Origin of the sequence: Cognatishimia sp. MH4019 (assembly GCF_020177595.1) — a bacterium.
Lineage (GTDB): Bacteria > Pseudomonadota > Alphaproteobacteria > Rhodobacterales > Rhodobacteraceae > JAHTBL01.
In genome coordinates this window covers 63098-89114 of sequence record NZ_JAHTBL010000007.1, presented here as the reverse complement: position 1 = coordinate 89114, position 26017 = coordinate 63098, and the positions used below count along the sequence as shown (strand labels likewise).

Sequence of the window (26017 nt, the reverse complement as noted above, 5' to 3'; positions counted from 1 at the left end):
TGAAGTTGAACGGGATCGCCTACCTTTGGCGCACCGCCAGACCACGGGCGCGCAATGCATCCGTGAGCTCATCGGCCACATCTTGGCCAAGCTCTGGAGCGAGAAAGTCGAGGCCCTCGCGCTCCAGCTCATCCACCGCGCGGGCCAGCCAAGGGTTGCCCTCGCGGGCGGGTTGCTTGACCGATTTTGCGGGGTGCCGCCCGCCCTTCCAGGCGAGTGCTTTCTTGCGTTTTGGTTTGATGGTGAGCGCGGGCCTGCCATCGTGAACGGCGCGCGCATAGGGCGTATTGGCCGCGAGGATCGCGTCCTCGGTGCCTGATGGCTCGACCACATGCGCCTTGCGCAAATCGCCCTTGTCAAAGGGCACATTGCCTTGACGTGTTGCGATCTCGCGTAGCTTTTCGGCCACCTGGAGGCTGATGCGCTGGAGGTTCATGAGAGCACCTCGACGCCCAGCCCGCCACCGCCACCGCCTGGCTTTGCGCGCCCGTCGGCGGCAAGGGCAACGGCCCAGAAAAGGTCACCATGCCCCTCATCATTGCGCTCGGCGTCATACTTGATCGAGGTGCCGCTGGTGATCTTTTGGATCGAGTGCATTTGCGCCAAGACATCGGGATCATTGGGCAACAGGAGGCGGCGCTCCTCGGCCAGCTTAAGCACGTTCAAGGCTAGCTTTGACTTGCGCTGAGCTGAGAACCAAACGCCCTCAAAGCGCTCAGGGCTGGCGGTGTGGAGTTCCTCGGCGAGCTGCATGCCGAGGCCTGTCTTGTCGATCTTCCAGCTCTCAATATCGAAACGCCCATCAACTTCATGGATGGTGGCTTTCTGTGCATCGAATTTCATGCCCTTGTGCATTTCGTGGTGGATCAGGGCAAAGCGATCTTTCCACTTCTTCCCATCAACCTCCTGGCCCACCAAGGCGATGGCCGTTCGGTCATTGATCCGGCCCACATCGACACCACCGCGCAAGCGGCCATAGCGATGCGGCAAGATGCGCTCCTCGGTGAGTGAGTGAAGGAGCTCCCAGGACAAGAGCGCTGAGCCATTCTCGGCCCACTGGCACTCATAGAACATCGCCCAGCTCTCGCTATCAAAGAGCATCCGCAGCTCATCGAGACCGCCAGGCAAAGGCATACCTTGGCTGATCGCGTCCTCGATGGTGATGGTTTTGCGCGACCAATGGCCGTGCTTGTTTTTGTGATTGGTGGCGATCTCCCAGAACAATGACCCAGGCAAGAACGGCGTGGAAAACACCGTGACGCGGCCACCCATTGCGGTGATCGATGGGATCACCGCCGCCCAAAGCATGCGCTGATTGCGCACCCAGGCAAACTCATCGAGCCAAACATCGCCAGGCCAACCCTGGGCGGTGCGGAAGTTGGTGGACATGGCCACGATCTCAGTGCCCATGATCTTGAGTTTGTTGGCCTTGTCCTCATCGATCAGGACCTCCAGGCGCGCGGCGTGGTGGCGCACATAGGCGAGGATGATCTGAGCTTGGCGCTCGGATGCAGAGACCACAATCTGAGGGCGTCCAGCCATCGCGCCGAGGAGCACGGCCAGCCCCACAACGTAGGAGAAACCGATCTGGCGCGCCTTGAGGATGATGCGGAACCGGCCCTCATCCTCAAGAAACTCGGTTTGATACCCATAGAGCCCATATTCGGGATCAAGGACGCGGGCCAATGCCTCGGATGAGACTGCATTGGAAACCGTGGGCCGAGGCTTGGGCTTGGGTTGTGACTTCTTCACTCGGTCCAATGACTTGGTGAGCATGGCGAGGCGTTGCGCCTGGGCGTTGCTTGGGTTCTTGACGCGGCTGAGCCGGTGGATTTGCGCCTCGATCCCGTCCGATGTCTCGCGCCGCTTGCGCAAGTCACTGCCCCAATCGCCTTTAGAGGCCCAAGCGCGCACTGTGCGCTCAGAGCACCCGATCACCGCCGCGATCTCGCTGGTGCTGTCACCGGCCATGTAGCGGGCCAAGGCATCCTCTTTTTGAGCCTCTGTGAATTTAGGAGGGCGTCCTGGGCGCTTGAATGTAGCTGAGAGCCGCTGAGAGCCGCGAGAATGCGTCAAGTCATTCTTTTTTGGGTGAGGGGTGCGGATAGGTGGACAATGCCCCTCAGTGGCGCTCTCTGTTGATGTATTGGAAACGGGTTGCTTAGCCATTGCCACTCAGACCCCTCAGGACCGCGCCAGGAGGGCCACGAGGGCATCCATCGACCCAGATGGTGCCGAGCGTTCTACTGGCGCTCCTGAGGCCGCTGAGCCGCTCTGAGCGAAATTGGCCAAAGCGGGCATGAGCACACGCGCCTCCTCGGCAGTGATGATCCCTGCGTTTACCAGCCCTGGCAGGTCCTTGGCGTCGTCGCCTGGTGGGGTCAAATCGAGCGGGCGGAATGCGATCTCGCCCGCGCCAAGCGTTGCATCGGCATTGCCTGGCTTGAGGCCCAGCTCTTTGAGGAGCGGGCGGAGCTGGTCCAGCATGCGCCTTCTCTTGGGTTTGAGGGTTAGGTGCTCAAAAGTGAAAAGTTGCCCAGTCACCTCGCCACCGCCGCCGAGCTGGCCAGCGGTCATGATGCCAAGGACGCGCGGGGGGGTGCCGTGCGCCACGGGGATGCGATCCCGTGCGGCATCGATCAGCTTGAGGAAATCACCATCTTTGACCTCAGCGGTGAGGCGCTTGATGTCGATCTCACCCTCCTCGCCAGTGGTCATGACCAGTGTGCGGTGGGCGTTGTCGAGCCCCTGGTGCTCATTGCGGAAAAAGTCTTGGATCGCCTTTTTCTGCGCGGCGGATGGGGTCAGGCCTTTGAACGTGATCGCATACTCAGGTATCGCGTTATTCTTGAAAAACGAGGCGTTATAGCGGGTCGCAGCCAGCGCCAGCTCCAGCATCCCCTCAGCGCCGATCCATGTGGGCAAGGCATAGCGCCGCCCCATCGGGCAAGGCTCGCGCAAGTGAACTATCTCGCGGGCGGTGAATGTCACCTTGCGGGTGTCGCCATTGGGCTTACCGATCCGCTGGAGATAGCCATCGCGAAAGCGGCTCATGGTGATCGCGGGCAAGCGCCGCAAGCCGATGATGCGCTCGCCATCGCTGGATCGGATCACTTGGAGGAATGCATTGCCATAGGTGCCGAGATCGAGGTCGAGCAACATGAAAAGCTCAGTCGCGCCGGTATCGCAAAGCTCCTCGATCCGCTCGGCCTCACCCAAGAGACCACCCCCGAATGCGCCCTCGGCCTTCACATGGATCGCGCGGCTATGCTCGGCGCTGGCACGGTAAAGCGCTGAGAGATTGCGCACTGGGATCGGCCAGAGAAACTCACCATCCAAGCCGACCTCGGCCCGTGACGTGAGCAAGCCATCGATCTCGGATTTATGCACCGAGATGGTGACCGCCTCGGCGGTGGATTGGGCCTCGGTTTCGGAGCCTGCGGGTTTGGTTTCATCTTTGCTCATGAGCAAAGAGATACCGCGCAAAATAAAGCGGCAATATCCCTCTAAGGCATTGAAAGTTTAGATATAAACCAGAACCCGCCCACCTATCTGGCACGGCATTAACTGATCGGGCAAGAGTGAATTATCAGAATTGTTGGTGAGCCCGACAAGGAGACAAAACTGGAGAGCGCCATGATCTAGGTCGGGCCAAATCCTGACGCCACGAAACCAGAGGAGGCCCTTGCCTTGGCTAAGCTAACAGACCTTTCAGTGAGCTTTCTTTCGCTGGTCAAAACACCGGCCACGGGTAAGGGCCTAACCTTGAAAGCCGCCGATGGTGAGCGCGCCGCCGCTTTCGATTTGGTGGTCAAAAATGACGATATGATGCGCGCTTATGGCGTAGTCTATGCGCCTGACCAAGAGGATGCGCACGGCGACACCGCCGATGCCGACACGATCCGCAAAGCTCAAGCCGAGTTCATGCGCGAGGGTCGCCTCAAGAACATCGACACCGAGCACTCATTCACCAGTGAGATGGCCTATGTGGCCGAAACCTGGCTGGTGCGCAAAGGTGACCCGCTTTTCCCTGATGAGCCTGAGGGCTCTTGGGCCGTAGGCATCCAGATCGGTGATCCTGACCTCTGGAAGCAACTGAAATCCGGCGAGCTGACTGGCATCTCTTTGGCTGGGATCGCTCGCATGGAGCCTGGGCCGGATGATCCAGCCCTCCCCCGCTACACCGAGAAAGACGCTGAGATCAGCTTGATCGCACGTCTCATAAAAGCGCTGACCGGCGCGCCCAACCAAGAACCTGTCGAGGAGACTGACATGACCAAAGATGAGGTCCAAGCGCTGGTGGCCGAAACGCTGAAAAGCGTCCTGCCCGATGCGCTCAAGGAAGCAAGCCAACCGGCTGGCGATCCTGCCCCCAAGGCCGATGCGGCTGAGCTGGAAAAAGCCAAAGAGCTTTTGAAGGCCAACGGCATCGATGTGCCTGATCCTGCCCCTAATGCGGATGCGGATGATCTGGACACCAAGATCGCCAAAGCCGTGAAAAAAGCCGTTGGCGAGCCCAAAGGCACCGAAAAAAGCATTGATCAAAAGATCGATGATGCGGTGACCAAGGCGCTGGCCAAGGGCGTGACCGAAACCGACCCAACCACGGGCGCAACCGAGGAGAGCTTCGCATGAGCCTGATCACCATCAACGGCCAACAGATCGACGATATTGTCGCGGTTTCCAAAGGCATGATCGATGCCGAGGACCTGCGCAATGGCGGCGAGCTGAAACCACAGGCCGCATCACGCCTGATCTCGATGCTTTTCCAGGACACTTTCCTGACAAAGATCACAACCGAACGCATGAGCCGCCTGACCAAGGATGTGGACGTGCTGGACATCATGCGCCGCCAACTGGTGCGCGTTCCCCAAGGCACTGACCCTGATCAGGGTCAATTCGGCGATGCCGCTGAGTTCGGCTGCAAGCTGACCGCCCTCGATGTGCAGCTTTTCCCCACCCTGACCTTGGATTTCTTGCGTGAAAACAAGGACAATCCCAACCTTCTCAAAGAAATCGAGACGGGTTTCAATACTCGCCTTACCACCGATCTGGTCGATCTGGGTTTCAACGGCATCGCTGATGATGCGGCGGGCGCGGATCGCGCGGCCAAGTTCATCCGGCTCAACAAAGGTTGGCTCCAGATCATGCGCGATGCGGACAACACGCCTAAGATCAACATCGATCCCGCGACCGATGGCTGGATCGCGTCACTGCGCACCATCATGGATGCGTCTGACACGCGGTTCCGCAGCTCCTCGGTGTTCCTCATGAATGAGGCCGATGCCGATAATTATGCGCGCGAGCTCAATGCGCCGATCACCGGCACGGCGATGAATGCCGATAGCCCGTTGCGCCGCTTTGAAGGCAAGCCCATCGAGGCCCACCCTGACATGCCGCGCGGCTCGGTGGCGTTCACGCCGCTGAAAAACCTGGTCTATGGCGTGAGCACTGATGTGCGCCGTGATCGCTCCTACCACTCGCGCAAGCGGGTCCTTGAGTACACCTTCGATATGGCGGTGGATTACGAGGTGGCGGTCAAGCAAGCCGCTGTCTTGGGCGAGTAACCATGCCTGAGGTCGCAACTGTCACACCGGCTGAGATCAGAGCCTTTGCCAACCTCCCAAGCGAGGTTCCAGAGGCTCTCCTCAGCAAGCACATCGAGATCGCCGAGCGCGCTCTCGCAAGTGCCGCCGGTGTGGCGGTTGCGCCTGAGGGCCTGGAGCAAGAATGGACCGAGGCGCTCACCGTGCGCGCCTTGGCCAGCGTCTTTCCCTGGCTCAACACCTTCGCGCTCGATGGCGCGGCAAAGGTGGGGCGTCTGGAGGGATCGGTCGAATACCGGTTCCTCGATGCCGATGAGGTCGAGGCGAAAGTCAAAGGATTGATGAGCCGTTTCGAGGAGCTGGTGGCCAAGGTCACCCCCGCTGATCCGGCTGACGAAACACAAGGCCAAGCCAGCGCTGACACCGCCTGGCTCGGCGCTATCTGAGGACCGTTCATGCGCCTGCGCACCCGCCTTTCTGAGGAGCTCAAAGCCCGCCTGATCGCCACCTTGCCTGAGGCAGTGGAGACGATCTGGGATCACGTTGCCGTTGTGGTGATGGTCGAGCAACTCAAATTTACCTCAGCCGGTGGGCTGGAGGGTGACTGGGAGCGCCGCACCCAATTTGAGGGCGTTGTGCGCGCCGAGCTGCGCGCCGATGCCATCGATAGCCTGGAGGTCGAGCCCCTGATCACCAACTTGGTGGCCGATCCCGTATTTCTGGATTTTGAGGCTGATCCTGAGATCGATCAGATCAGCGAAAAGGCCCGCATCGTGCTGGCTGAGTGGCGCGACACCATCCGCGATCAGGATGTGGCCAGCGCCTTGCGCTTCACTGTCACCGGCACCATCGCCGCCTATCATGGCCAAGTGGTGCGCCCCCAAGATGAACCCATCATTCGGGGTGCAGCATGAGCGATTTTGAAACCACTGAAAATGACCGTCGCCTTGCCAATATCGCCCAGATCGGGGTGATCGAGGAAGCCCGATATACCAGCCCACCCAAAGCGCGGGTGCGCGTTGGAGAGCTCCTAACCGGCTGGTTGCGGATGGGACAACTGCGCGCGGGTGGTGACAAGGATTGGATTGTCTATGAGCCTGGCGAGGAGGTTCTTGTTGTCTCGACCTCAGGCAATCTGACCCAAGGGGTGATTGTCTGCGCGATCAACAACGGTGCCAATCAGGCAAATGCTGGTTCCAGTGATGTGCGCCGCACAGATTTTGGCAATGGCTCTTTCATCGAGCATGACCGCACCAGCGGGAAACTCAGCATCAACGCCACCGGCGATATCGACATTATTGCGGGCGGAAAAGTCAAAGTTAACGGCGCAAGGATTGATCTAAACTGATGCCGAAAACCGCACGCATATCAGATGTTTGCACTGGGCATGGCTGTTGGCCTTCGCGCGGAAACGCGCAGGGAAGCAGTGACGTTTACATCGAGGGCCTTGCTGCACATCGGCAGGGTGATGCTTGGCTCCCTCACACCTGCCCCTCAATCCCTGAGACACACGCTGGCGCTTTGGGAAGCGGATCAAGCACTGTCTACGTCAACGGTAAGCAACTTGGCCGCGTTGGCGATCCGGTGAGCTGCGGTTCATCGGTCGCCTCAGGCGCATCCACTGTGTTTGCGGGAGGTTGAGATGAGTGTGATTGGTCTTAACGCAAACAACGGTCGCGCCATCGATAGCTTGGATCACTTGCGCCAATCGGTGCGCGACATCCTGATTACGCCTCTGGGTTCGCGTGTCATGCGCCGTGACTATGGGTCTGGGCTCTTTGACCTTATCGATACCAACCTGACACCGCTCACCTTGGCCCTGATCTATGCGGCAACCGTCGATGCCCTGCGCAAGTGGGAGCCGCGCTTGCGGGTCACGCGCGTCCAGGCCGAGGCGTTGCCTGCAGAGCTGGAGGATGGGCGCATCTCAATCACAATTGATGCGCAGTATCTACCCAATGGCGAGGAAATCCGGCTGGATGGGGTGGTGCTATGAGTTTCACAGCCATCAAACTCGACCGTTTGCCCGCGCCTCAGATCATCGAGCAACCTGATTTTGAGACCATCTTTGCAGCTCGCAAAGCCCGTCTGATCGAGCTTGCACCACACCTTGCGCCAGCACTGGAGCTGGAGAGTGAGCCGCTGGTCAAGCTCCTCCAAGAGGATAGCTATCGCGAGCTCATCTTGCGCGCCGCCGTTCAAGACGCAGGCGCTGGCAACCTCTTGGCCTTTGCCTCTGGTGCCGTTCTGGATCATCTCGCCGCCTTCTATGGTGTCAAGCGATTGGTGGTCCAAGAGGCCGATGCATCGGTAAGCCCTCCCATCGAGGAGCTCCTAGAGGATGATGCTCGCTTGCGCGCTCGCGTCCAGCTTGCGCCTGAGGGGTTCACCACCGCTGGCTCTATCGGCTCCTATACGTTTTGGGCGCTGAGCGCAGCGGCTGCGGTCAAGGACGTTGCAATCCTGCAAACGGCCAATCCTGGTGAGGTGCGCGTCATTGCTCTATCGACAGAAGGCAACGGGGTGCCGGATGCGGCCTTGCTTGAGCTGATCGCCGATAACCTTGAGCCGCGCCGCCCATTGACTGACTTGGTGACGGTCGAGGCTGCAAGTGTCCTCGAATACACGGTCGAGGCTGAGCTCACCCTCTATGAAGGCCCTGGCGAGGAGCTGGTCCGGCAAGCGTCTATTGCCGCTGTCGGAGCCTTTGTCGCTGAGCGTCATCGGCTCGGCCATGACATCACAATCGCGGGCTTGCATGCTGCGCTCTATCAGGCTGGTGTCCAAGACGTAACGCTCACCCAGCCAGCCGCATCCGTCGTGATCGATCCAGATGCTTCCGCCTTCTGCACCGGCATCACAGTGACTGTGGGAGGCCGCGATGTCTGATATTGATCGCCTTTTGCCCCCCAATGCCACCGCCTCAGAGCGCGCAATCGAAACGGTGATTGCTGAGCGCACGGTGGGCATCGATGCGCCGATCTCAAAACTTTGGAATGCGGACACATGCCCTGAGGAGCTTTTGCCGTGGATGGCTTGGGCGCTCTCGGTGGAGACTTGGGATCACGACTGGTCAGAAAGTGCAAAGCGTGAGGTGCTGCGCAATTCCATCCATGTGCATCGCCTCAAAGGAACCCTGCAATCGGTCCAGGCGGCGCTCAAATCAGCGGGCTACGGCGATGCCGAGGTGATCGAGCGTTACGGCTGGGATTTCTATGATGGCGCGGCTAGCTATGATGGCTCGATCACCTACGCGGAGCCAGACCACTGGGCCGAGTATCGCGTCAAGCTGGTGCGCCCCATCACCGTCGATCAGGCCAATCAAGTGCGCGCGATCTTGCGCGATGTTGCCCCCATTCGATGCCACCTCAAGGCCCTCGACTTTACCGAGGCGCTCAACACCTACAACGCCCGTATCACCAATGACGGGCAATTCACACATGGAGTAGCATGATGCCAGGATTACAAGAGCAAGCGCTTTGGGATGCTGAGATTTATCAGATCGAGCAAACCGATCCCGTTGTCGGTGGACCTCCTAATTTGGCGCAAGGTCAGGGCATCACAAACGTGCCACATCAAGCGCTGGCCAATCGCACGGCATGGCTCAAGGCTCAATTACAGCAACTTCAAAATGCATCTTTAACGCAAGCCGATCTAGACGCGGCAATCGCCGCTTTGATCGGTGGTGCGCCCGCTGCTCTTGACACTCTTAATGAGTTGGCAGCGGCCTTTGGGGATAATCCTAATTTTGCGGCAACGGTAACGCAGTCGCTTACCGACAAGCTATCGGAGGCAGACGTCAATAGTGGTGCAATCGACGGTCGTTTTTATCGCAAAGATGAATGGTCGGGTGGTTTTGGCGCGACAGGCTGGCAGCGCTTTCCATCGGGTCTGATTATGCAATGGGGCGCGTCTGCGACAGCGAGCAATTACACATATATCACCTTCCCTCTCGCGTTTCCGAATGGCTGTCGGTCTGTCATCGCGACCCATGATTTTGTCACGTATGCCACGAACGTGCACCTGGTGATGATGGCGGGTGCGATCACAAACACCCAAGCAGTATTTCGAGGCAACATGAACGGTGACGCAAATTCGACCGGCCAGCTTTCATCCGCACCGTTCTGGTGGCTGGCAATCGGAGACTGACATGAGAATGCTTTATTCAGCACAGACCAAGGGCTTCTACAGCCGCGCGGTTCATGGGGATCAAATCCCAGACGACGCCGTTGATATTACGGACGAAAGATATGCGCAGCTCCTCGACGGCCAGAAGTCGGGTCATACAATTGACGGCGATAGTAAAGGTCAGCCTGTAACTATCGCACCGCCGCCCGCGACCCGCGAGAGCCTTCAAAAAGCGGCCTTTGCCCGTCTTGACCAGGAACACGCCAACTATCTGGTTGCACTCACTGGCGGTGCCACAGTTGCCGAACGCGACACTTGGAAGGTCAAGGAGGAAGCTGCCCGCGCTTTTGAGGTAGGCACCGCAACACCTGGTCAAGCCGCTATGCTTGCCGCAGAGGCCGAAGGCGCTGGCATCACTAAGGCCGCACTCGCTGCAAACATCATCGCCAAGGCCGATGCCTTTCTTGAGCTGATCGGTATCGCCGCCGGTCTGCGCGCGAGAGGCCGCAGCGCAATCGTGGTCGCAACCGATGAGGCCGTGCCGCTTGATCAGGTCGAGGATCAGATCGCGGCGACATTCACGCAGCTTGCCCAAGAGGTGCAGGCCGCAATCACCCAAATCCAAAACGCAACTGCTCTTAACGAAGGAGGCAACAATCATGCCTGAGCAATTTCTCCACGGCGTCGAGGTTGTCGAGATCGACACCGGCACACGCCCGATCCGCACCGTGCGCTCCTCGGTCATTGGCCTTGTGGGCACAGCCCCCGACGCCGATGCCGCCAAATTCCCGATCAATACTCCGGTCTTGGTGGCGGGAAAGCGCTCTGATGCCGCTGGCTTGGGCGCTAATGGGACCTTGGCACCGGCCATTGACGACATCTTTGACCAGATCGGCGCGGTCGTGGTTGTGATCCGCGTTGAGGAAGGCGCCGACGATGCCGCTACGCTGAGCAATATCATCGGCGGCACCGACGATGTGACCGGCCAGCCTGAGGGCTTGCAAGTGCTCTTGGCCGCTGAGAGCGTGGTCAAGGTTGCGCCGCGCATTATCGTGGTCCCCGAGTTCTCTCAGGAGCAAGCCGTGGTCTCTGAGCTGGTCTCGATTGCCACCAAGCTGCGCGCCGTGATTATCGCGGATGGCCCCAACTCGACCGATGCGGACGCCATCACTTACCGTGAAAATTTCGGTTCTGATCGCATCTATCTGGTCGATCCCTGGGTAAAGGTCTGGGATACCGCGACCAGCACCGAGATCGTGCGCCCTGCATCCGCCCGCGTGGCTGGTGTGATCGCCAAGTCCGATGCTGAGCGTGGGTTCTGGCACTCGCCATCGAACCGCCTGATCGATGGGATCACCGGCACCGCCCGTGCCATCGATTTCACCTTGGGTGACACGACATCGCGGGCCAATATTCTCAATGAGAATGAGGTCACCACCATCATCCAGCGTGATGGCTACCGTCTTTGGGGCAACCGCACCCTGAGTGCTGACCCCAAGTGGGCGATGCTCAAGCGCCGCCGTATTTCCGACATGATCAATGAGAGCATCATGCAGGCCCACTTCTGGGCGGTGGATCGCAACGCGGATCGCACCTATTTCGAGGACGTGGTTGAGGGCGTGAACGCCTACGGCTCACGCATGGTCAATGTGGGTGCCTTGGTCGATTTCAAATGTTGGGCCAACCCTGATCTCAACACCCCTGAGGAGCTTGAAGCGGGCAACGTCTATTTTGACTATGACTGGGTGGAAACACCGACCGCCGAGCGCATCACGTTCCGTTCCAGGATCAACAATGGCTACCTCACCCAGGTTCTGCCGAACGCGGCCTAAGGAGGGCTCATTCCAATGCGTGATATTCTGAAATTTATGAACACCTTTGTCGATGGCTATGGCTTTGCCGGTGTGGCCTCGGCGGTGGAGGTGCCCAAGATCGAGGTCGCAACTCGTGACTTTACGGCGGCGGGAATGTCGGGCCCAATCGAGGTGCGCATGGCGCGTTTGGCCAATGCGCTCACGGCCAAGCTGACCTTTGAAGGCTTTGACCCGCATCTCTATGAGACGCTGGACATCACCGAGGGTTCGCTGATCCCATTCACCTGCAAAGGCTCGACTGAGGACGGTGACGGGACCACGCATGCGCACAACGTGGCGATGCGCGGTTTCCTAAAGGTCCTCGATGAGGGCGAGTGGAAAGATGGCGAGAGCGTTCCGCTCAAGATCGATATGAGCCTGCGCTACTACCGCCGCGAGCGCGATGGCGTAGAGCTTTTCGAGATTGAGCCGGCGCGCATGTTGTTCCGCGTGAAGGGCAAAGACCTTTTGGCGGAACACCGCGCCAATGTTGGCCGCTAGGAGGAGGTGACACATGGCACAAACTGAGACCTATACGCTCGAATACCCCTTCACCTACAAAGGTGAGGAGGTCACCGAGCTGACCATCCGTCGCCCAAAAATGCGCGATCTCAAGAAATTTGAGGGGATCAAGGACAATATGAAAAAGAGCTTCACCATGCTCTCTGACCTTGCCGAGATCGCCCCCGATGCCGTGGAGGAGCTGGACCCCGTTGATTTCAACGCGGCCTCGGTGATGATCGCGGGTTTTTTGGGCGTATCGGAGGAGGAAATCCAAAAGATTTCAGGGCAATTTCACTCTTCATGAGCCGACATTTCCACTGGCAACCATCCGAGATTGATGCATTGCCAGTGGAAGAGCTCCTCGATGCTTTCGAGGATGCCAAAGATTACCTGAGAATTGAGGCGGAGGCGCAAAACTCATGATACCTACAAGTGTTGGCGTCGATGTCCTTGTAAGCCTGCAAAACGCACTCACGGCTCCTCTTAGGAGTGCCGAGGATACGGTGGCTAAAGCCACCGACCGCATGCAAAAACGGCTTAACCTCTCTTTGAAGCTGGCGGGCGGTGGTGCCGTTGCTACTGGTGTCGCCTTGGGTGCAAAGCGCATGGTTACAGGCTTCACCGATAGTATCCGCGATGTGGAGCGAGCCAAGGGCGAGCTGGCCACCTTGGGTGTGCGCGATCTTGATGCGGTGGTGCGCCGTGGCCAAGAGATGCAAATGCAGCTCGCGGGTGTCACGGCGGATGCCTTTGTGCGCGCCTCCTATGACATCAAGTCTGGGATCAGCTCGCTCACCGATCAGGGTGTGGCCGATATGACCGCCTCGGCCATGTTGGTGGCTAAGGCTACCAAGGGTCAAGCCGAGCAAATGACCTCCCTTTTTGCGACGTCATATGGGATTTTCAAAAAGCAGATGGGGGACCTAACTGACGCGGAATTTGGCGAGCAATTTGGCGCGGCTCTTTCGGCCTCGGTGCAACAGTTCAAAACCGATGGCGCGGCGATGCAACAGGCCATCGAGAGCACGGGTGCGGGCGCGGTCAATCTCGGCATGGATATGACCGAGCAACTCACCCTCCTGGGCATGATGCAACAACAGATGCAGGCCGGTGAGGCTGGCACTGCCCTGCGCGCTTTTGCGACCAACGCCGCCAAGGCACATGAGGCATTTGGCAAGATGCAAGTGAGCGCAGATCGCCCCGTGCGGGTGCGCATCCTGGATGAGAATGGCGGATTGCGGGACATGCCTGACATCCTGGCCGATCTCCAGGCGCGCTATGGCGAGACCCTCGATGCCTTTGAGGCGGCTGAGATCAAAGAGGCCTTTGGCACCGATGAGGCCATGAAAATGATCAACGCTCTTTATGGCCAGGAGGCGGCGGTGCGCGCCAATGCTGATGCGCTCGATGATGCGGCTCAGAAAGGCTCTGAGTTCACCTCAGTGATGGCCGCTGCCGCTGATAACAACTGGGATGCCACGATGGTGCTGATGTCCCAAAAGATGGACGTGATCACCCAAAAGATTGGCGAGCGTCTCTTGCCCGTGGTGCAACGCTTGGTGCCCTATATCGACGCTTTCATCGCCACCGCCTTTGACTGGATCGATGCCAACCCAGAGCTGATCACTGGGATCGGCGGGGTGGTCGTGGGCTTGGGTGCTCTTGCGGCGGTGATCGCGCCCATCCTGATCGGCGCGGGTGCGCTGGTTAGCGGCTGGGCCATGATGAGCTTTGGGGCCACCAAGCTGGTGCTGAGCTTGGCGGGGATGGCCAAGTGGGTGCTGGGCGCGGGCAAAGGCCTCTTGTGGCTCGGTCGCGCCGTGCTCCCATTGGTGGGCAAGGCCGTGATCTTTCTAGGCCGTGCTCTCATCGCTAACCCCATTGGCCTCATCATCGCGGCCATCGCGGGTGCGGCCTATCTGATCTATAAGAATTGGGAGCCAATCGCTGGTTTCTTCTCTGATGTGTGGGGGCGTGTCACTGATGCGGTAAGCTCGGCCTGGAGCTATATGCAGGGGCTCTTTGATCGCTACAACCCGCGCGATATGATCACCAACGCTTGGCAAGGTGTGGCGGGTTTCTTCGGGCGGCTTTGGGATCGCATCAAAGGTGGTGTGAGCGCGGGCTGGGAGCTGATCAAATCCACGTTCCTAAACTATCATCCAGTGGGCCTCATCCTATCAAATTGGGATAGTCTCGCCGAGACCTTTGCGGGCTACTGGGAAAGCATCCGATCCGGTGTCAATGCCGGTTGGTCTGCTATCAAAATGGCTCTCGCCCAATATGGTCCATCGGGAGTGATCTATCTTGCCTGGGGCGGCTTGTCAGACTGGTTTGCCGGTCTTTGGGAGCGTGTCAAGATGACTTTTGTGACGGCGTGGGCATCTATTAAGGCCGAGGTTGCGAGCTGGCCCGCGCAGATGAAGGTTTACGGCGAGCAAATCATCCAAAAGCTGATCGATGGCATCAAGAGCAAGATCGCCGCTTTGGCGGCAGTGGTGAGCGAGGCTTTGAGCAAGCTCAATCCGTTCTCTGGTGTTAATATCAATGTGGGAGGCACCACCGGCTCCAGTGACCGCAGGCGTCGGCGCGGCGGGCCAGTGCAAGAGCGAGCTGGCGGCGGATCATTTGGACCAGGCTGGCTACTCACCGGCGAACTAGGCCCAGAGCTAGAGTATCGCACCGAGGGCGGTTTCATCGCCCACAACCGTGCCCTACGCAACATGCTCGACATGGCCACGCGCACACGCGACTTGGTGAGCGGCATTGGCTTTGATGGTTTTACAGGGGCATCCATGCCCGCGATGGCAACAGTGGCGGCGGCGGGCGGATCATCCATGCAGCGTGGCCCGATCACCTTTGCGCCTCAATATAATATGCCTTTGACCTTTGAGGCCGGAACCGACCTTGATGAGGTGCGGGCAACCGTGCGCGCCGAGCTGAGCGAGGCTGAGGATCGCGCGCTCGCCGAATTGAGAGGGCTCTTGCATGACTAAGGTTATGATGATGCTCGGCGCTTACCCGTTCATGCTGGACACCGCCGCTTATCAACAGCTCAAGCGTATTTCGACCTATCGCTGGAAACAGCAAGACCGGATCGGGCGCAAGCCTGGCCAGCAATTTGTGGGGCCTGGTGCCGATCAGATCACGCTCTCAGGTGAAATCCTGCCCCACTGGAAAGGCGGCTATGGCCAGCTCAACCTCATGCGCGCTCAAGCGGATCGCGGCAAGCCTTTGGTGCTCCTGGAGGGCTATGGTGGCTTTGTGCTGGGAGATTGGGTGATCCTCAAGATCGAGGAGACCAAAAGCGAGCTGGAGGCCGATGGTGCGCCCCGCGTGATCACCTTTTCGATCACGCTCAAGGAATATGGCGGCGATGAGGGTGGCTTTGGTGGCTTTGGTCTTGCGCTCGCGGCGCTTTCAGCATTGGCGAGGCTGGCATGATTTATCGCACCAAGGATGGCGATGTCCTGGATCAAGTATGCGCCATGCACTATGGCGATGCCCCATATAGTGTCGAGGACGTCCTCGCGGCCAATCCAGGTCTGGCGACGCATGGGCCCGTCATGAGCTCTGGCATCCTCATTGAGCTCCCAGCGGTCGAGGAGACCGCCCAAGAGAAACCCACAATCCGGCTGTGGGATTGACCGCATGACCCCTGATTTCAAAGTGATTGCGGCGGGCGTCAACATCACCAGCCAGATCGGGGACCGCCTGCTGAGCTTGATGGTGAGCGATCACGCTGGTTTTAAGTCTGACACGGTGGAGATCACCCTCGATGATCGCGACAACGCCATCGAGCTCCCTTTGCCTGGTGCGCTGCTCGTTGTGTTCATGGGATATAAAGAGACATTCCTTGCGCCGATGGGCGTTTTCACGGCGGATGAGGTGGTGGCTAAAGGCCCGCCAGATCGGGTCACTATTCGCGGCAAGGCCGTGAACCTGGGCGGATCGATCAAAGAGCAAAAGACCCGCAACTGGGACAATAAGACCATCGAGGATATTGTGGCCACCATCGCGGGTGAACATGGCTTGGAGCCTAAGGTGGCCAAAGAGCTCAAGCCCTTTCTATATGAGCACCTCGATCAGACCGATGAGAGCGACGTCAACTTTCTCACCAGGATTGCAAAGGATCATGACGCCATCTCCACTGTCAAAGGTGCGGCGCTCCTCTTTATAGGTAAGGGTGAGGGCAAGACCGCCAGCGGCATTCCGATGATCCCGCGCCCGATCACCAAGAGCGGCGAGCTGCGCTGGTCCATGACCTTGGCCAGCCGTGCCAACTTCCAAGCGGTTGAGGCCCACTGGCACAATGAGGAGAGCGGCCAGAAAGAGACCGTAACCGCTGGCAAAAGATCGCCAGTCAAGCGCCTACGCCACCTTCACTCGACCAAGGCTGAGGCTGTCAGAGCCGCCAAGGCAAAGCTCGATGAGCTCAAGCGCGGGAATGATACTCTTGCCATCACGATGCCAGGCGATCCAACAGTCGCGGCTGAGGGTCAGATCATCGCTCTAGGTTTCAGGATCGGAGTGAGTGGTCTGTGGTCAGTTACAAGCGCCCGTCACCAGATCAGCGGCGGGGGCTTTACTACTTCAATTCAGACGGAAAAACCGAAAGAATGAGCTTGGACCGGCCCGTGGAACATTCCAAAATAAAATGATCCGCAATCCAAAAAAATTTGGTCCGGTCCACTAAGGCTCCCGAAACGCCTCACGCGACTTATAAAGCGGCTTCATCAAATACTGCAAAAACGTCTTCTGGCCCGTATGCAGCTCCACCGTCGCCTGCATACCGGGCCGCAAATCCAGGCCTTTCTGACGGTCCGATAAAGCGTCCTTGTCGATCTTCAACGTTACCTTGTAATGCGCGTCATCCTCGGCCTTGCGCTCATCCTTGAACGTATCAGCCGAAATCACCTCGACCCGCGCCTGCAACGTCCCGTAGATCGTGTAATCATAGGCCGACAGCTTGACCGATGCCGCCTGCCCTGGCTGAATATTCGCAATATCCTTCGGCTTTACTTGCGCTTCTAGGTATAATTCATCGCCCAATGGCGTGATCTGAGCAATTTCTTCACCGGGCTTCACAACCCCGCCAATCGTCGTCACCGACAGATTGTTCACCACCCCGCGCATTGGCGCCTCAAGCACCGTCCGGTTCAGCTGATCCTGCGAGGCTTTCAGCGCTGCCCGCAAAGACCCCAATTCTTTCAACGTGTCCGAATATTCCTGCGCGCGCTCCAGCTCGGTCTGCGTGACGATCTCGTTATACTTGATCTCTGCATCGCCATGGGCTTTGCGCGCCCGCGTCACTTCGATCAACGCAACCACTTTGCGCTCAAGCATATTTTCCATCAGCGCCCGCTCTTTCGCAGCCTGATCCAGCACTTTTTGCGCCCCGCGCTTGCGGCTTTCAAAATCCGACTGGCGCGCGGTCAGCAACGCCGCCTCCGAGCGCACCATCTCTGGGTTCCGCTCAAACATGCTGCGCGTGACCTGAAAACTGGTCTTGCCCGCCATCTCGGCCTCAAGCCGCATCCGGCGAATATCCAGCGCATCAATCTGGTCGCCGATATCCTGAACAGAGCTTTGAAACTGCGTCCCGTAAAGTCGCGCCAGGACATCGCCCGGCTCAACAATATCTCCTTCGCGGACCAGTAATTCTGCCAGAATACCGCCCTCAAGGTTCTGAATGATCTGCGGGCGGGACGAGCTGATAATCTCGCCATCCGCGCGCACAATTTCATCAACCCACGCAAACGCGGCCCAAAGGATAAACACCACCAACGCCGCTGCCGACATCCAGATCGTCAGGCTGGGGCCACGCATTTCGCGCGTGATATGCGCATCCAAAGTCGCCATCAGATCGCCTCCCCCTTGCGCAGATGCGCCATGACCTGCTCGCGCGGGCCGTCAATCGCCATGCGACCGTTCTGCATGATCAACGTGCGCTCGGTCAGCGACAGGATCGGCACCCGGTGCGTGGCGATAATCACCGTGCGGCCTTGCAGCCATGTCTCAAGACGGCTGACTAACGTCGCCTCCAGCGTCTGATCCAGCGCTGCGGTAGGCTCGTCCAGCAAGCAAATGCGCGGGTCCTGCAACCACAGCCGCGCCCAACCCAGCGATTGACGCTGCCCCACCGACAGGCCCGCCCCGCCGTCGCGAATGTCCAGATCAAGGCCCTTGTGATGCCCACGCACAAACGGCCCAAGCCCGGCAAAATCGAGCGCTGCAAACAGCCGCTCGTCATCCCGCTCCAACTGCGTCAGGTTCAGGTTCTCGCGCAAAGTGCCTGCAAACAAACGCACTTCCTGCCCCAGATACCCGATATTGCGCCGCAAATCGCGCGGGTCAATCTGCGCCAGATCAACGCCGTCCACCAGCACGTGACCGCTTGTCGGCACCGTCAGACCCGTCAGCAACTTCAAGAGCGAGGTCTTGCCCGACCCGTTCGCGCCCAGCACAGCAACCCGCTGCCCCGGCTTGATCGCGACGCCCGGAATGTCCAGCGTCAGCGGCCCGTCTTGCTCATAGCGAAAAGACACCCCGCGCAGCTCAAACGCCCCCTCCAGCGTCTCGCGGCGCAAATGCGTACGATCTTCGGAGTAATCCTGCGGCGCTTCGGCAATCGCATCCAGTGCGGTCAGCGCCGTTTTGACATTGCTCCACCGCGCCATCGTACCTGCCAGTTGCGTCAGCGGAGCCAACGTGCGCGAGCACAAGATGCCCACCGCGATGATGGACCCCACCGTGAACTCGCCTGCGAACACCAGAAACGTGCCCGCGATCACCGCGCCGATATAGGTCGCCTGCTGAACCCCCTGGCTCCAGAACGTCAGCGCCGAGGCCAGCTTGCGCTGCTCGGACGTTTTCAGCGCCGTCAGCGTGGTCAGCTCCGCCCATGTCCTCGCGATCTTCTCATCCGCGCGTTGCGTCTTCACCGTCTCGAAATCATAGATAGTCTCATGCAGCAGGCGGCTCGATTTAACCGACGCGCCTTGCGTCTCTTCGGTCAGTGCCAGCATCTTCTTTTGCAGGAAAAACCCCGGCAAAATCATCAAGATACCGCCCAGAACCAACACCCAGACCACGTTCCCCGCGATCAAGCTGACCAGCAGCAGAAACAGGAAGATAAACGGCACATCGGCCAATGTCCCAATCGTTGACGCGGTAAAAAACTCCCGCACTGATCCGAACTCCCGCATCGCCGAGAACGTCTGCGACGGGCTGGACGGCCCCGCCGTCGGCGCGCGTCCCAGTAAGCGCTGCATCAGCCGGGTTTGTACCGACACCTCGATAGAGCGTCCCGCTCCATCCATCAGCCGCGCCCGTGCGATTTTGATCAACGTCTCGAACGAAATCGCCAGAACTGCGCCCAAAGCGAGCACCCAAAGCGTCGCCGTAGATTGATGCGGGATCACCCGGTCATAGACCTGCAAGGAAAACAGCGCCACCGCGACAGCCAGCATGTTCGCCGTGAACGATCCCACCATGATCTCGGCAATATGGCGGCGATGGGCTGCAAACTCTGACCAAAACCAATGGGCTTTCCCTTTGATCTGACTGTGTTTTTCCGTCAGCTGCGCGACAGAGACCTCCGCCCGCAAAACCAGTCCTGCATAATGCGGAACGAACTCTGTCAGCGGCACATCGGCGCGATGATCCGACCGCGTCGCGTCATAAATCGTCAGCGCATCGCCGGTCTGGCCCAGAACCAAAACCAGCGATCCGTGCTGCATCTGGACCATTGCAGGCCACAGATCTGGCCCGATCCGAGGCTCCTGCACCGCGCGTGCGGAAATCCCCTGTTGGCCCAACGCCTCCGCCAGAGCTCCAAGCGAAACCTTACCGCCGCGCTGGAGCTGATCTGGATTTTGCGCAGTCAGCGCTTCGACCAAATCGACCGCCAAGACCTCTCGCCCCAGAATGCCCGCATAAATGACGGCCAAATCCACGCGGCGCTTAGCGCCCTCGCTGACATCGCGCGACACCGCAGGCGCCGCCTCGTGCATCAACGCCGCTTTCGCCTCCGACAACCGCTCCAAAATCGCCGCCCCTGCGGCGCGCGCACCCGGAAACGGGATCATCTTGCCGTGGGGTGCGTCGGTCATACGTCACCCCCATCGGCCAGAACGCCGCGATCACGCGCGATCTCCAGCTTCACGCGGGCAATGTCATAGGGCAGGCTCGCTTGATCCTGCTCCAGCCGCATCATCGCCTCATAGGTGTTCACCACATCCATGATCGTGCGTTGCCCGGCCTGAAACTGCTCTTGAAACAGCTGAAAATTGGCGCGCGCGGGCGCAGTCAGCGCCGCCGCATCTGCCTGCTGGCGTTCCAGCGAGGCAAGCTGCGCCTCAAAGCGCCGCAATTGCCGGTTTGCATCTTCCTCCGCCTGGCTCACCTCGCGCTGTGCCGCTTCACGCTTGGCTTCCAGCGCCTTCAGGTTCGCGCCCATGCCGATATTCAGTAACCCGTCACCGCCTGCCGTTAACTCTCCGCTGGTGCCGCTCTCGTCAACCGTGCCACGCGCAGTCAGACCCGGCAGGATGCCCGCCCGGTCGATCTTGGCCTGCGCCACTTCGCGGTCCGCCTCAGCTTGCGCACGCACCACCGACAGGGCACGCTCACCGCGCGGCACGGCCAAAGACGTCACACCATCCACACCCTGAATATCCCGCGCGCTCATGGCGTTCAGTTCCGCCAGAGCGGTCACCTGACGCTCACGCTCGTTCTTGATTTCCGCGTCCAGCTCGGCCAGCTTTTGTTGCATCACGCGCAAGTCCGACAGATCCGACACACCGCCGTCAACGCGTTGGCGCACGATATCCTCGAACCGCCGCAACTGACTTTGACGGCGCACCATCACCTGCTCACGCGCACGCGCCGTTTGTGCATCAAGATAAAGTGACAAAGCACTGAAAACACGAGTATTTGTATCAATCGAAAGATCGGCCGCAGCCACCTCCACATCATGGGCGGCAAACTCACGTTCGGCCTTCTTGCGGCCGTGATCGAACAACACCTGCTCCAACAAAAGCTGCGTGACCACATCGCCCAAAGACGTCAGCGAGATCGACGGCCCGATGCTCGGCAACCAGTTCTTGGACGCCGCCCGCGCCCGCAACCGTGCGCTGCGCAATTCCGCTTCCGCCGCGCGGGAATTTGCGGCTAGAACTGCGTCTGAGATCCGCGCGTAAGAACTGCCCGCAGGCAGGATCGACCGACGCGCTTGCAAGGTCAGGATCGTTTCCGATTGCGCTTCTTCGGCGCCCATCGCCGCATCATCAGGTGCGGTCAGGTTCTTCACCGCCGCGATCGGCTTTGCGGCCATCCGCGACACCGTTTCGCCCGCCTCCGTTAACCCTGTTTCCCCCAGGCATCCCGCAACCGAGAGGGCCAAAACCATCGCAGCTCCGCCCCGCAAAACTGCGCGCGGAGTCCATCTGTGGACTGTCTTCCTGAGGGTCATACTCGTACCGCCTAGCCTCAATATATCACGGCTTATGCTGCCGCTTTCCCCTGCGATTTTTCGCTTATTGGGGTATCTTGAGATCAGTTATGCCGCGTTTCGCCTTAAATCTCTAGCGTTTTTTTGACGGTGAACCGCAAATTAGAGTGCGATTCCCTACGATTAGACGGCGATGCTTATCCGTTTTGGCCAAAGGCAAAGCCGGTGATCAGTTGCTTGAGACCCAAAGCCGCCCCGGCAAAGATCGCCAGAAAAGTCAGGGGCGCGCCCAGCGACAACACCGAAAATCCGGTGATGCCCTGTCCGACCGAACAGCCCCCTGCGATCACAGCGCCACTGCCCATGATCGCCGCGCCGATGATCTGACGGCGCAATTCGCGCGGGTCCTCGCAGGCCTCCCAGCGGAAATGACCTTTGATGAGCGAGCCGATAAAGGCCCCGACCCAGACCCCCACGACAGAGCCCACGCCAAAGGACAACGCCGATCCCGACGCCGTCATCGCAAAAAGGATCGTCTCGCCCACGGGCGCAGCAAAACTGTGCGAGATGACAGGGATGCCGTTGAAGCCTTGCGTGGCGACCCACGACGTTCCAACCCACCCCGAAACGATGGCCAGCCCCACGACGGCGCCCCAGAAAACGCTGGCTTTCGCGGCCCGAAACGCCCGACTGATCAAAGCCGCGCCCAAAAGGCCAATGCCCAGCGCCATACCTACAAGGGCCGCGCCCATCCCCACCAGGTCGCCCAGCGCAAACGCGTAGCCGCGCGGCGCGCTGATGACGGGTGGAAAGGCCCAGATGCGCAGATGCGCCAGCGGGCCGGACAGCGTGACATAGGCCGCGATGCCCATGACCACGACGATCACGAAGGACCGTAAATCGCCGCCGCCGAGCCGCGCCAACGCGCCGTAGCCGCAATTGCCGCACAGCGCCATGCCATAGCCGAACATCAGCCCGCCGATCACCGCCCCAATCAGGGGCGGAGCTGCCGTCAGCTGAAAAATTGACGCAACAGGCACCAGCCCCAGCGCCATCAGCAGATGCACCCCGAACATGGCGACACCGATCGCGACAAGCCACATGCGCAAACGGATATCGGAGCCTCCGTACAGGAAATCCTCAATCGAGCCGAGGGTGCAAAACCGCCCCAGCCGCGCGGCCAGCCCCAGCATGATGCCGCCGGCAAGGCCGATCAGCGCCACCCAAAGCGGTTCCGAGAAAAGATCAATCATGCGCCCGTCCTCCCCTCCGGTCGCGTGTCAGGTGGCGTTAAGGGCAGTCTTTGCAGAACAGGTCGTAGACCACCTCAAGCACCTGACGGGGGCGGTCATCCGCCAGCGAATAGTAAATCGTTTTGCCATCGCGCCGGGGTGTCACCAGCCCTTCCAGACGCAAGCGCGATAGCTGTTGCGAGACCGCCGCCTGACGCGCGCTCAGCAACTCCTCCAGCTCGGTGACGGATTTCTCGCCGCTGACCAGATGGCACAGGATCATCAAGCGGCCTTCATGGCTGATCGCTTTCAGAAAATTCGCCGCGTTCTGGGCGCTTTGCGCCATGCGGTCCAGCTCTTCCTTGGGCAGCGTTTCATCAAATACTGGCAGTCCCATGGGGTTATCCTCTAGAATGCAATCTCGTCTTCGATGGCAGCAATTCCGGCCTCGGCGCAGTCGTCATCCAGATCCGGCCCCGGCGCGCCCGACACACCAATTGCCCCCAGAATGGTGCCGTCCCCTTCGATCAGAAGACCACCGCCCAAGGGCAACGCTTTGCTGAGGAAACGAATACCGTAAGGCGATTTCTCAGGCTGGGTTTCTTCGGCCAAAGCCGTGGTCGACGTGCGAAAGCTGACGGCGGTCCACGCCTTGCGCTCTGCCGTCTCATAAACATGCAGCCCCGCAAACCGGTCCCGCACAAAGACCTGCGGGATGCCGAAGCGGTCCACGATGGACACGCCCACCTGATAGCCTTCACCCCGGCAGAACTCCATCGCTGCAACCGCGGCGCGCATCGCAACCTCGGGTTTCATCACCTTGAACTCGACAAAGGCGCTGTCGTCCTGCGCCAACGCCGGAGAGGCGGCCAGCAAAGCGGCCAAAATCAGCTTTTTCATCCTTGGGGGGCTCCTTCGGAATTTTCATCAATCATGCGCGCCAGCAGACCCCAGAAGAAATCCTCTCCCGGGTAGCCTTCGATGCGGGCCAGTTCGACCCCGTCGCGCACCAGCAAAAACGTCGGCGTGTAGACCACGCGGGAGGTCGTCTCGAGCCCGTCCAGCGGCAGCATGCGGATCATCACACGCTCCAACGGGGCGGCCTGACCTTCAGCGGTTTTGGGGTATTCCGGGGCAACTTCGGCGTCCCATTTCTCGCACCAGTGGCAGCCAACCTGTTCGACCATGACCAGTTTGAACGGCTCGGCCAAAACGGGCGACACCAAAGCAACCAGCGCAAACACACATGAAATCAGTAATTTACGTGGCATTTGACGCGCCGCCTTTATACAACTTAATTTGAATATATGAATTGAACGGGGGGCAGCGCAAGAAAATGATGGATATCTCCGCTGCCGGAGCCCTGATCGCAGGGCTGCTGTCGTTCCTGTCACCCTGCATCCTGCCGATTGTGCCGTTCTACCTGTCCTACCTCGCAGGCGTCGGCATGAACCAGATCAGCGCGGACGCCCCGATCACGGGAGCGGTCAAGCGGCGGGCTGTGATCTCATCGCTCTTTTTCGCCGCCGGAGTGATCGCGATTTTCGTGGCCATGGGGGCCACTGCGAATGCCGTTGGCCAATTGGTCCGCGACTGGTTCCACATCCTGCGATGGGTCGCGGCGGCGATCATCATCGCCATGGGGCTGCACTTTCTGGGTGCCTTAAAAATAGGCATTCTCTATCGGCAGTTCCGCGCGGACGCCGGAGACACGACAAATGCCTCATATTTAGGCGCTTTCGTCATTGGCCTCGCCTTCGCCTTCGGTTGGACCCCTTGCGTCGGTCCGGTGCTGGCCGCGATCCTGTTTACCGCCGCCGGGGCCGACACCGCCGCCACCGGCGCGTGGCTTTTGTTCGTCTACGGCGTCGGGATGACCGCGCCTTTCGTGCTGGCGGCAATGTTCGTCGGCCCCTTCATGCGCTTCATGGCCCGGTTCCGTCGCTACCTTGGTATGATGGAAAAGATCATGGGCGTTCTGCTGATCATCTTCGGGATCATGATCGGCACCGAAACCATCAACCGCCTCGCCTTCTGGATGCTGGAGGTCTTTCCGGCCTTCGGCGCTGTCGGCTAACCTTGGGAGGACTTTTTCATGAAACTGCTCACCACCTTTGCGATGCTTGTCGCGCTCGCTCTGCCCGCTACCGCAGCAGAGCTGGGCGATGACGGGCTGCACAAAACCGCATGGATGCGCGACACGTTCAAAGATCTGCGCGAGGATCTAACCGACGCCAATGCCGAAGGCAAACGGCTTGCGCTGATCTTCGAGCAGCGCGGCTGCATCTATTGCACCAAGATGCACAACGAAACGTTCCCGAAGCCGGAACTGGCCTCTTACATCACCGACAACTTCTTCGTGGTGCAACTCAACCTGCATGGCGACATCGAAGTGACCGATTTTGATGGCGAGGTGCTGAGTGAAAAGAACATGGCCCGCAAGTGGGGGATGCTTTTCACGCCGACGATTCTCTTCATGCCGGAAGAGGTGCCAGAAGACGCCACAGCCCAATCCGCTGCCGTTGCCATGATGCCGGGGGCTTTTGGGGCGGGCACCACGCTCGATATGTTCACATGGGTCAACGAGAAGCGCTACGAGCTTGATAACGGGGAAGATTTTCAGCGTTACCACGCCCGCCGCATTCAGGAACGCGGCGACGGTTCGTTTGACTGAATCGCGACGCAACCGCGCACTCATTCAAGGAAGCGAATATTATTGTTGATCGCTCACGAAATCGTGCGCTACGGTATACAAAGCCAAACGGGGACCAACCCCGTCGCCAAATGGGAGGAAACATGCGGCTCACGACAACAACACTCGCCGCCGTCGCGCTGGCCGCCGGAGCGGCCCTGGCCAACCCGGTCACACCCAACGACGTGCAATTTGATGAATATGGTGCCATCCCGACGTCCCTGACCGGGACTGCGGGAGACGCTGAAAACGGTCGCAACGTGATGATTACCCGCTCCAAGGGCAATTGCGTTGCGTGTCACGCGGTCTCGGCACTGGCCGATGTGCCATTCCACGGCGAAGTTGGCCCCAGCCTTGATGGCGCGGCTGATCGCTGGACCGAGGCAGATTTGCGCGGGCTTGTCGCCAACGCCAAGATGACCTTTGAAGGCACGATGATGCCTGCCTTTTATAAAGGCACCGGTTTTGTCCGTCCTGGTGATGGCTACACCGGCAAAGCGGCAGAGGGGGAGCTTCCCCCGATCCTGACCGCGCAGGAAATTGAAGACGTCGTCGCCTATCTGATGACGCTCAAAGAAGAATAGATCACACCGATCAAGAGGAGATCA

The 26017-nt window shown here is 59.5% G+C and carries 31 protein-coding genes; 21 read left to right on the top strand and 10 right to left on the bottom strand.

What is annotated here, in order from left to right:
* Positions 1-19: 19 nt before the first annotated feature.
* The 3 genes from KUW67_RS13120 to KUW67_RS13110 are packed head-to-tail and all read right to left on the bottom strand — an operon-like array spanning position 20 to position 3465.
* Positions 20-436, bottom strand: coding sequence for a hypothetical protein (locus KUW67_RS13120; RefSeq protein WP_224825775.1), 417 nt, complete (start codon positions 434-436; stop codon positions 20-22).
* Positions 433-2169, bottom strand: a complete 1737-nt coding sequence (locus KUW67_RS13115; RefSeq protein WP_370634984.1) for a terminase large subunit domain-containing protein — start codon at positions 2167-2169, stop codon at positions 433-435. The genes KUW67_RS13120 and KUW67_RS13115 overlap by 4 nt, the downstream gene beginning before the upstream one ends.
* Positions 2170-2184: 15 nt before the next feature.
* The gene (locus KUW67_RS13110) at positions 2185-3465 is read right to left on the bottom strand and encodes a phage portal protein (RefSeq protein WP_224825773.1); all 1281 of its coding nucleotides are present in this window, start codon (positions 3463-3465) and stop codon (positions 2185-2187) included.
* 249 nt (positions 3466-3714) lie between these two features.
* On the opposite strand from KUW67_RS13110, the gene KUW67_RS13105 reads away from it, so the two are divergent.
* From KUW67_RS13105 to KUW67_RS13020, 18 genes are all read left to right on the top strand, one after another.
* Positions 3715-4635: an XkdF-like putative serine protease domain-containing protein gene (locus KUW67_RS13105; protein ID WP_224825772.1), complete on the top strand. Its 921-nt coding sequence runs from the start codon at positions 3715-3717 to the stop codon at positions 4633-4635.
* Positions 4632-5567, top strand: coding sequence for a P2 family phage major capsid protein (locus KUW67_RS13100; protein ID WP_224825771.1), 936 nt, complete (start codon positions 4632-4634; stop codon positions 5565-5567). Before KUW67_RS13105 ends, KUW67_RS13100 begins: the two co-directional genes overlap by 4 nt.
* 2 nt (positions 5568-5569) lie before the next feature.
* Positions 5570-5992 (top strand): hypothetical protein, encoded by a 423-nt coding sequence (locus tag KUW67_RS13095; RefSeq protein WP_224825770.1) that lies wholly within the window; start codon positions 5570-5572, stop codon positions 5990-5992.
* A 9-nt stretch (positions 5993-6001) separates the two neighbouring features.
* Positions 6002-6460 carry a hypothetical protein gene (locus KUW67_RS13090; protein WP_224825769.1) on the top strand — a complete coding sequence of 153 codons (459 nt, stop codon included), beginning with the start codon at positions 6002-6004 and terminating at the stop codon, positions 6458-6460.
* Positions 6457-6894 (top strand): phage baseplate assembly protein V, encoded by a 438-nt coding sequence (locus tag KUW67_RS13085; protein ID WP_224825768.1) that lies wholly within the window; start codon positions 6457-6459, stop codon positions 6892-6894. The genes KUW67_RS13090 and KUW67_RS13085 overlap by 4 nt, the downstream gene beginning before the upstream one ends.
* On the top strand, positions 6894-7187 hold the full coding sequence (locus tag KUW67_RS13080) for a PAAR domain-containing protein (RefSeq protein WP_224825767.1): 294 nt from the start codon (positions 6894-6896) through the stop codon (positions 7185-7187). The genes KUW67_RS13085 and KUW67_RS13080 overlap by 1 nt, the downstream gene beginning before the upstream one ends.
* A 1-nt stretch (position 7188) precedes the next feature.
* Entirely contained in the window at positions 7189-7542 is a 354-nt protein-coding gene (locus KUW67_RS13075; RefSeq protein WP_224825766.1) for a GPW/gp25 family protein, read from the top strand.
* Complete coding sequence (locus KUW67_RS13070) at positions 7539-8435, top strand: baseplate J/gp47 family protein (protein ID WP_224825765.1); 897 nt, start codon at positions 7539-7541, stop codon at positions 8433-8435. The genes KUW67_RS13075 and KUW67_RS13070 overlap by 4 nt, the downstream gene beginning before the upstream one ends.
* On the top strand, positions 8428-9000 hold the full coding sequence (locus tag KUW67_RS13065) for a phage tail protein I (protein WP_224825764.1): 573 nt from the start codon (positions 8428-8430) through the stop codon (positions 8998-9000). The genes KUW67_RS13070 and KUW67_RS13065 overlap by 8 nt, the downstream gene beginning before the upstream one ends.
* Complete coding sequence (locus KUW67_RS13060; protein ID WP_224825763.1) at positions 8997-9695, top strand: hypothetical protein; 699 nt, start codon at positions 8997-8999, stop codon at positions 9693-9695. Before KUW67_RS13065 ends, KUW67_RS13060 begins: the two co-directional genes overlap by 4 nt.
* 1 nt (position 9696) lies before the next feature.
* Positions 9697-10341 (top strand): hypothetical protein, encoded by a 645-nt coding sequence (locus tag KUW67_RS13055; protein WP_224825762.1) that lies wholly within the window; start codon positions 9697-9699, stop codon positions 10339-10341.
* Positions 10334-11506 (top strand): phage tail sheath subtilisin-like domain-containing protein, encoded by a 1173-nt coding sequence (locus tag KUW67_RS13050; protein WP_224825761.1) that lies wholly within the window; start codon positions 10334-10336, stop codon positions 11504-11506. Before KUW67_RS13055 ends, KUW67_RS13050 begins: the two co-directional genes overlap by 8 nt.
* Before the next feature lie 15 nt (positions 11507-11521).
* Entirely contained in the window at positions 11522-12028 is a 507-nt protein-coding gene (locus tag KUW67_RS13045) for a phage major tail tube protein (RefSeq protein ID WP_224825760.1), read from the top strand.
* A 13-nt stretch (positions 12029-12041) separates the two neighbouring features.
* Positions 12042-12335 (top strand): phage tail assembly protein, encoded by a 294-nt coding sequence (locus KUW67_RS13040; RefSeq protein ID WP_224825759.1) that lies wholly within the window; start codon positions 12042-12044, stop codon positions 12333-12335.
* Between the two features lie 115 nt (positions 12336-12450).
* Positions 12451-15027 carry a phage tail tape measure protein gene (locus tag KUW67_RS13035; protein WP_224825758.1) on the top strand — a complete coding sequence of 859 codons (2577 nt, stop codon included), beginning with the start codon at positions 12451-12453 and terminating at the stop codon, positions 15025-15027.
* Positions 15020-15475, top strand: coding sequence for a phage tail protein (locus KUW67_RS13030; protein ID WP_224825757.1), 456 nt, complete (start codon positions 15020-15022; stop codon positions 15473-15475). Before KUW67_RS13035 ends, KUW67_RS13030 begins: the two co-directional genes overlap by 8 nt.
* Positions 15472-15678, top strand: coding sequence for a tail protein X (locus tag KUW67_RS13025; protein WP_224825756.1), 207 nt, complete (start codon positions 15472-15474; stop codon positions 15676-15678). Before KUW67_RS13030 ends, KUW67_RS13025 begins: the two co-directional genes overlap by 4 nt.
* Positions 15679-15682: 4 nt before the next feature.
* Positions 15683-16654 (top strand): contractile injection system protein, VgrG/Pvc8 family, encoded by a 972-nt coding sequence (locus KUW67_RS13020; protein WP_224825755.1) that lies wholly within the window; start codon positions 15683-15685, stop codon positions 16652-16654.
* A 69-nt stretch (positions 16655-16723) separates the two neighbouring features.
* On the opposite strand, the gene KUW67_RS13015 is transcribed toward KUW67_RS13020, so the two are convergent.
* The 7 genes from KUW67_RS13015 to KUW67_RS12985 form a co-directional block, all read right to left on the bottom strand.
* Positions 16724-17893 (bottom strand): HlyD family efflux transporter periplasmic adaptor subunit, encoded by a 1170-nt coding sequence (locus KUW67_RS13015; protein WP_224825754.1) that lies wholly within the window; start codon positions 17891-17893, stop codon positions 16724-16726.
* Positions 17893-20046: an ATP-binding cassette domain-containing protein gene (locus KUW67_RS13010; RefSeq protein ID WP_370634992.1), complete on the bottom strand. Its 2154-nt coding sequence runs from the start codon at positions 20044-20046 to the stop codon at positions 17893-17895. The genes KUW67_RS13015 and KUW67_RS13010 overlap by 1 nt, the downstream gene beginning before the upstream one ends.
* Positions 20047-20141: 95 nt before the next feature.
* On the bottom strand, positions 20142-21443 hold the full coding sequence (locus KUW67_RS13005) for a TolC family protein (protein WP_224825752.1): 1302 nt from the start codon (positions 21441-21443) through the stop codon (positions 20142-20144).
* A gap of 239 nt (positions 21444-21682) precedes the next feature.
* The gene (locus KUW67_RS13000; RefSeq protein ID WP_224825751.1) at positions 21683-22738 is read right to left on the bottom strand and encodes a YeeE/YedE family protein; all 1056 of its coding nucleotides are present in this window, start codon (positions 22736-22738) and stop codon (positions 21683-21685) included.
* A 37-nt stretch (positions 22739-22775) separates the two neighbouring features.
* Positions 22776-23114, bottom strand: coding sequence for a helix-turn-helix transcriptional regulator (locus KUW67_RS12995; RefSeq protein WP_224825750.1), 339 nt, complete (start codon positions 23112-23114; stop codon positions 22776-22778).
* Between the two features lie 11 nt (positions 23115-23125).
* Entirely contained in the window at positions 23126-23617 is a 492-nt protein-coding gene (locus tag KUW67_RS12990) for a heme-binding protein (protein WP_224825749.1), read from the bottom strand.
* The gene (locus KUW67_RS12985) at positions 23614-23988 is read right to left on the bottom strand and encodes a hypothetical protein (RefSeq protein WP_224825748.1); all 375 of its coding nucleotides are present in this window, start codon (positions 23986-23988) and stop codon (positions 23614-23616) included. Before KUW67_RS12985 ends, KUW67_RS12990 begins: the two co-directional genes overlap by 4 nt.
* Positions 23989-24053: 65 nt before the next feature.
* Here KUW67_RS12985 and KUW67_RS12980 point away from each other — a divergent pair, with 65 nt between their 5' ends.
* The 3 genes from KUW67_RS12980 to soxX all read left to right on the top strand — a co-directional run bounded on the left by KUW67_RS12980 (position 24054) and on the right by soxX (position 25993).
* The gene (locus KUW67_RS12980) at positions 24054-24794 is read left to right on the top strand and encodes a cytochrome c biogenesis CcdA family protein (protein ID WP_224825747.1); all 741 of its coding nucleotides are present in this window, start codon (positions 24054-24056) and stop codon (positions 24792-24794) included.
* A gap of 18 nt (positions 24795-24812) precedes the next feature.
* Positions 24813-25391, top strand: coding sequence for a thioredoxin family protein (locus KUW67_RS12975; protein WP_224825746.1), 579 nt, complete (start codon positions 24813-24815; stop codon positions 25389-25391).
* 122 nt (positions 25392-25513) lie between these two features.
* Entirely contained in the window at positions 25514-25993 is a 480-nt protein-coding gene (soxX, locus tag KUW67_RS12970; protein WP_224825745.1) for a sulfur oxidation c-type cytochrome SoxX, read from the top strand.
* The last annotated feature ends 24 nt before the right edge of the window (positions 25994-26017 follow it).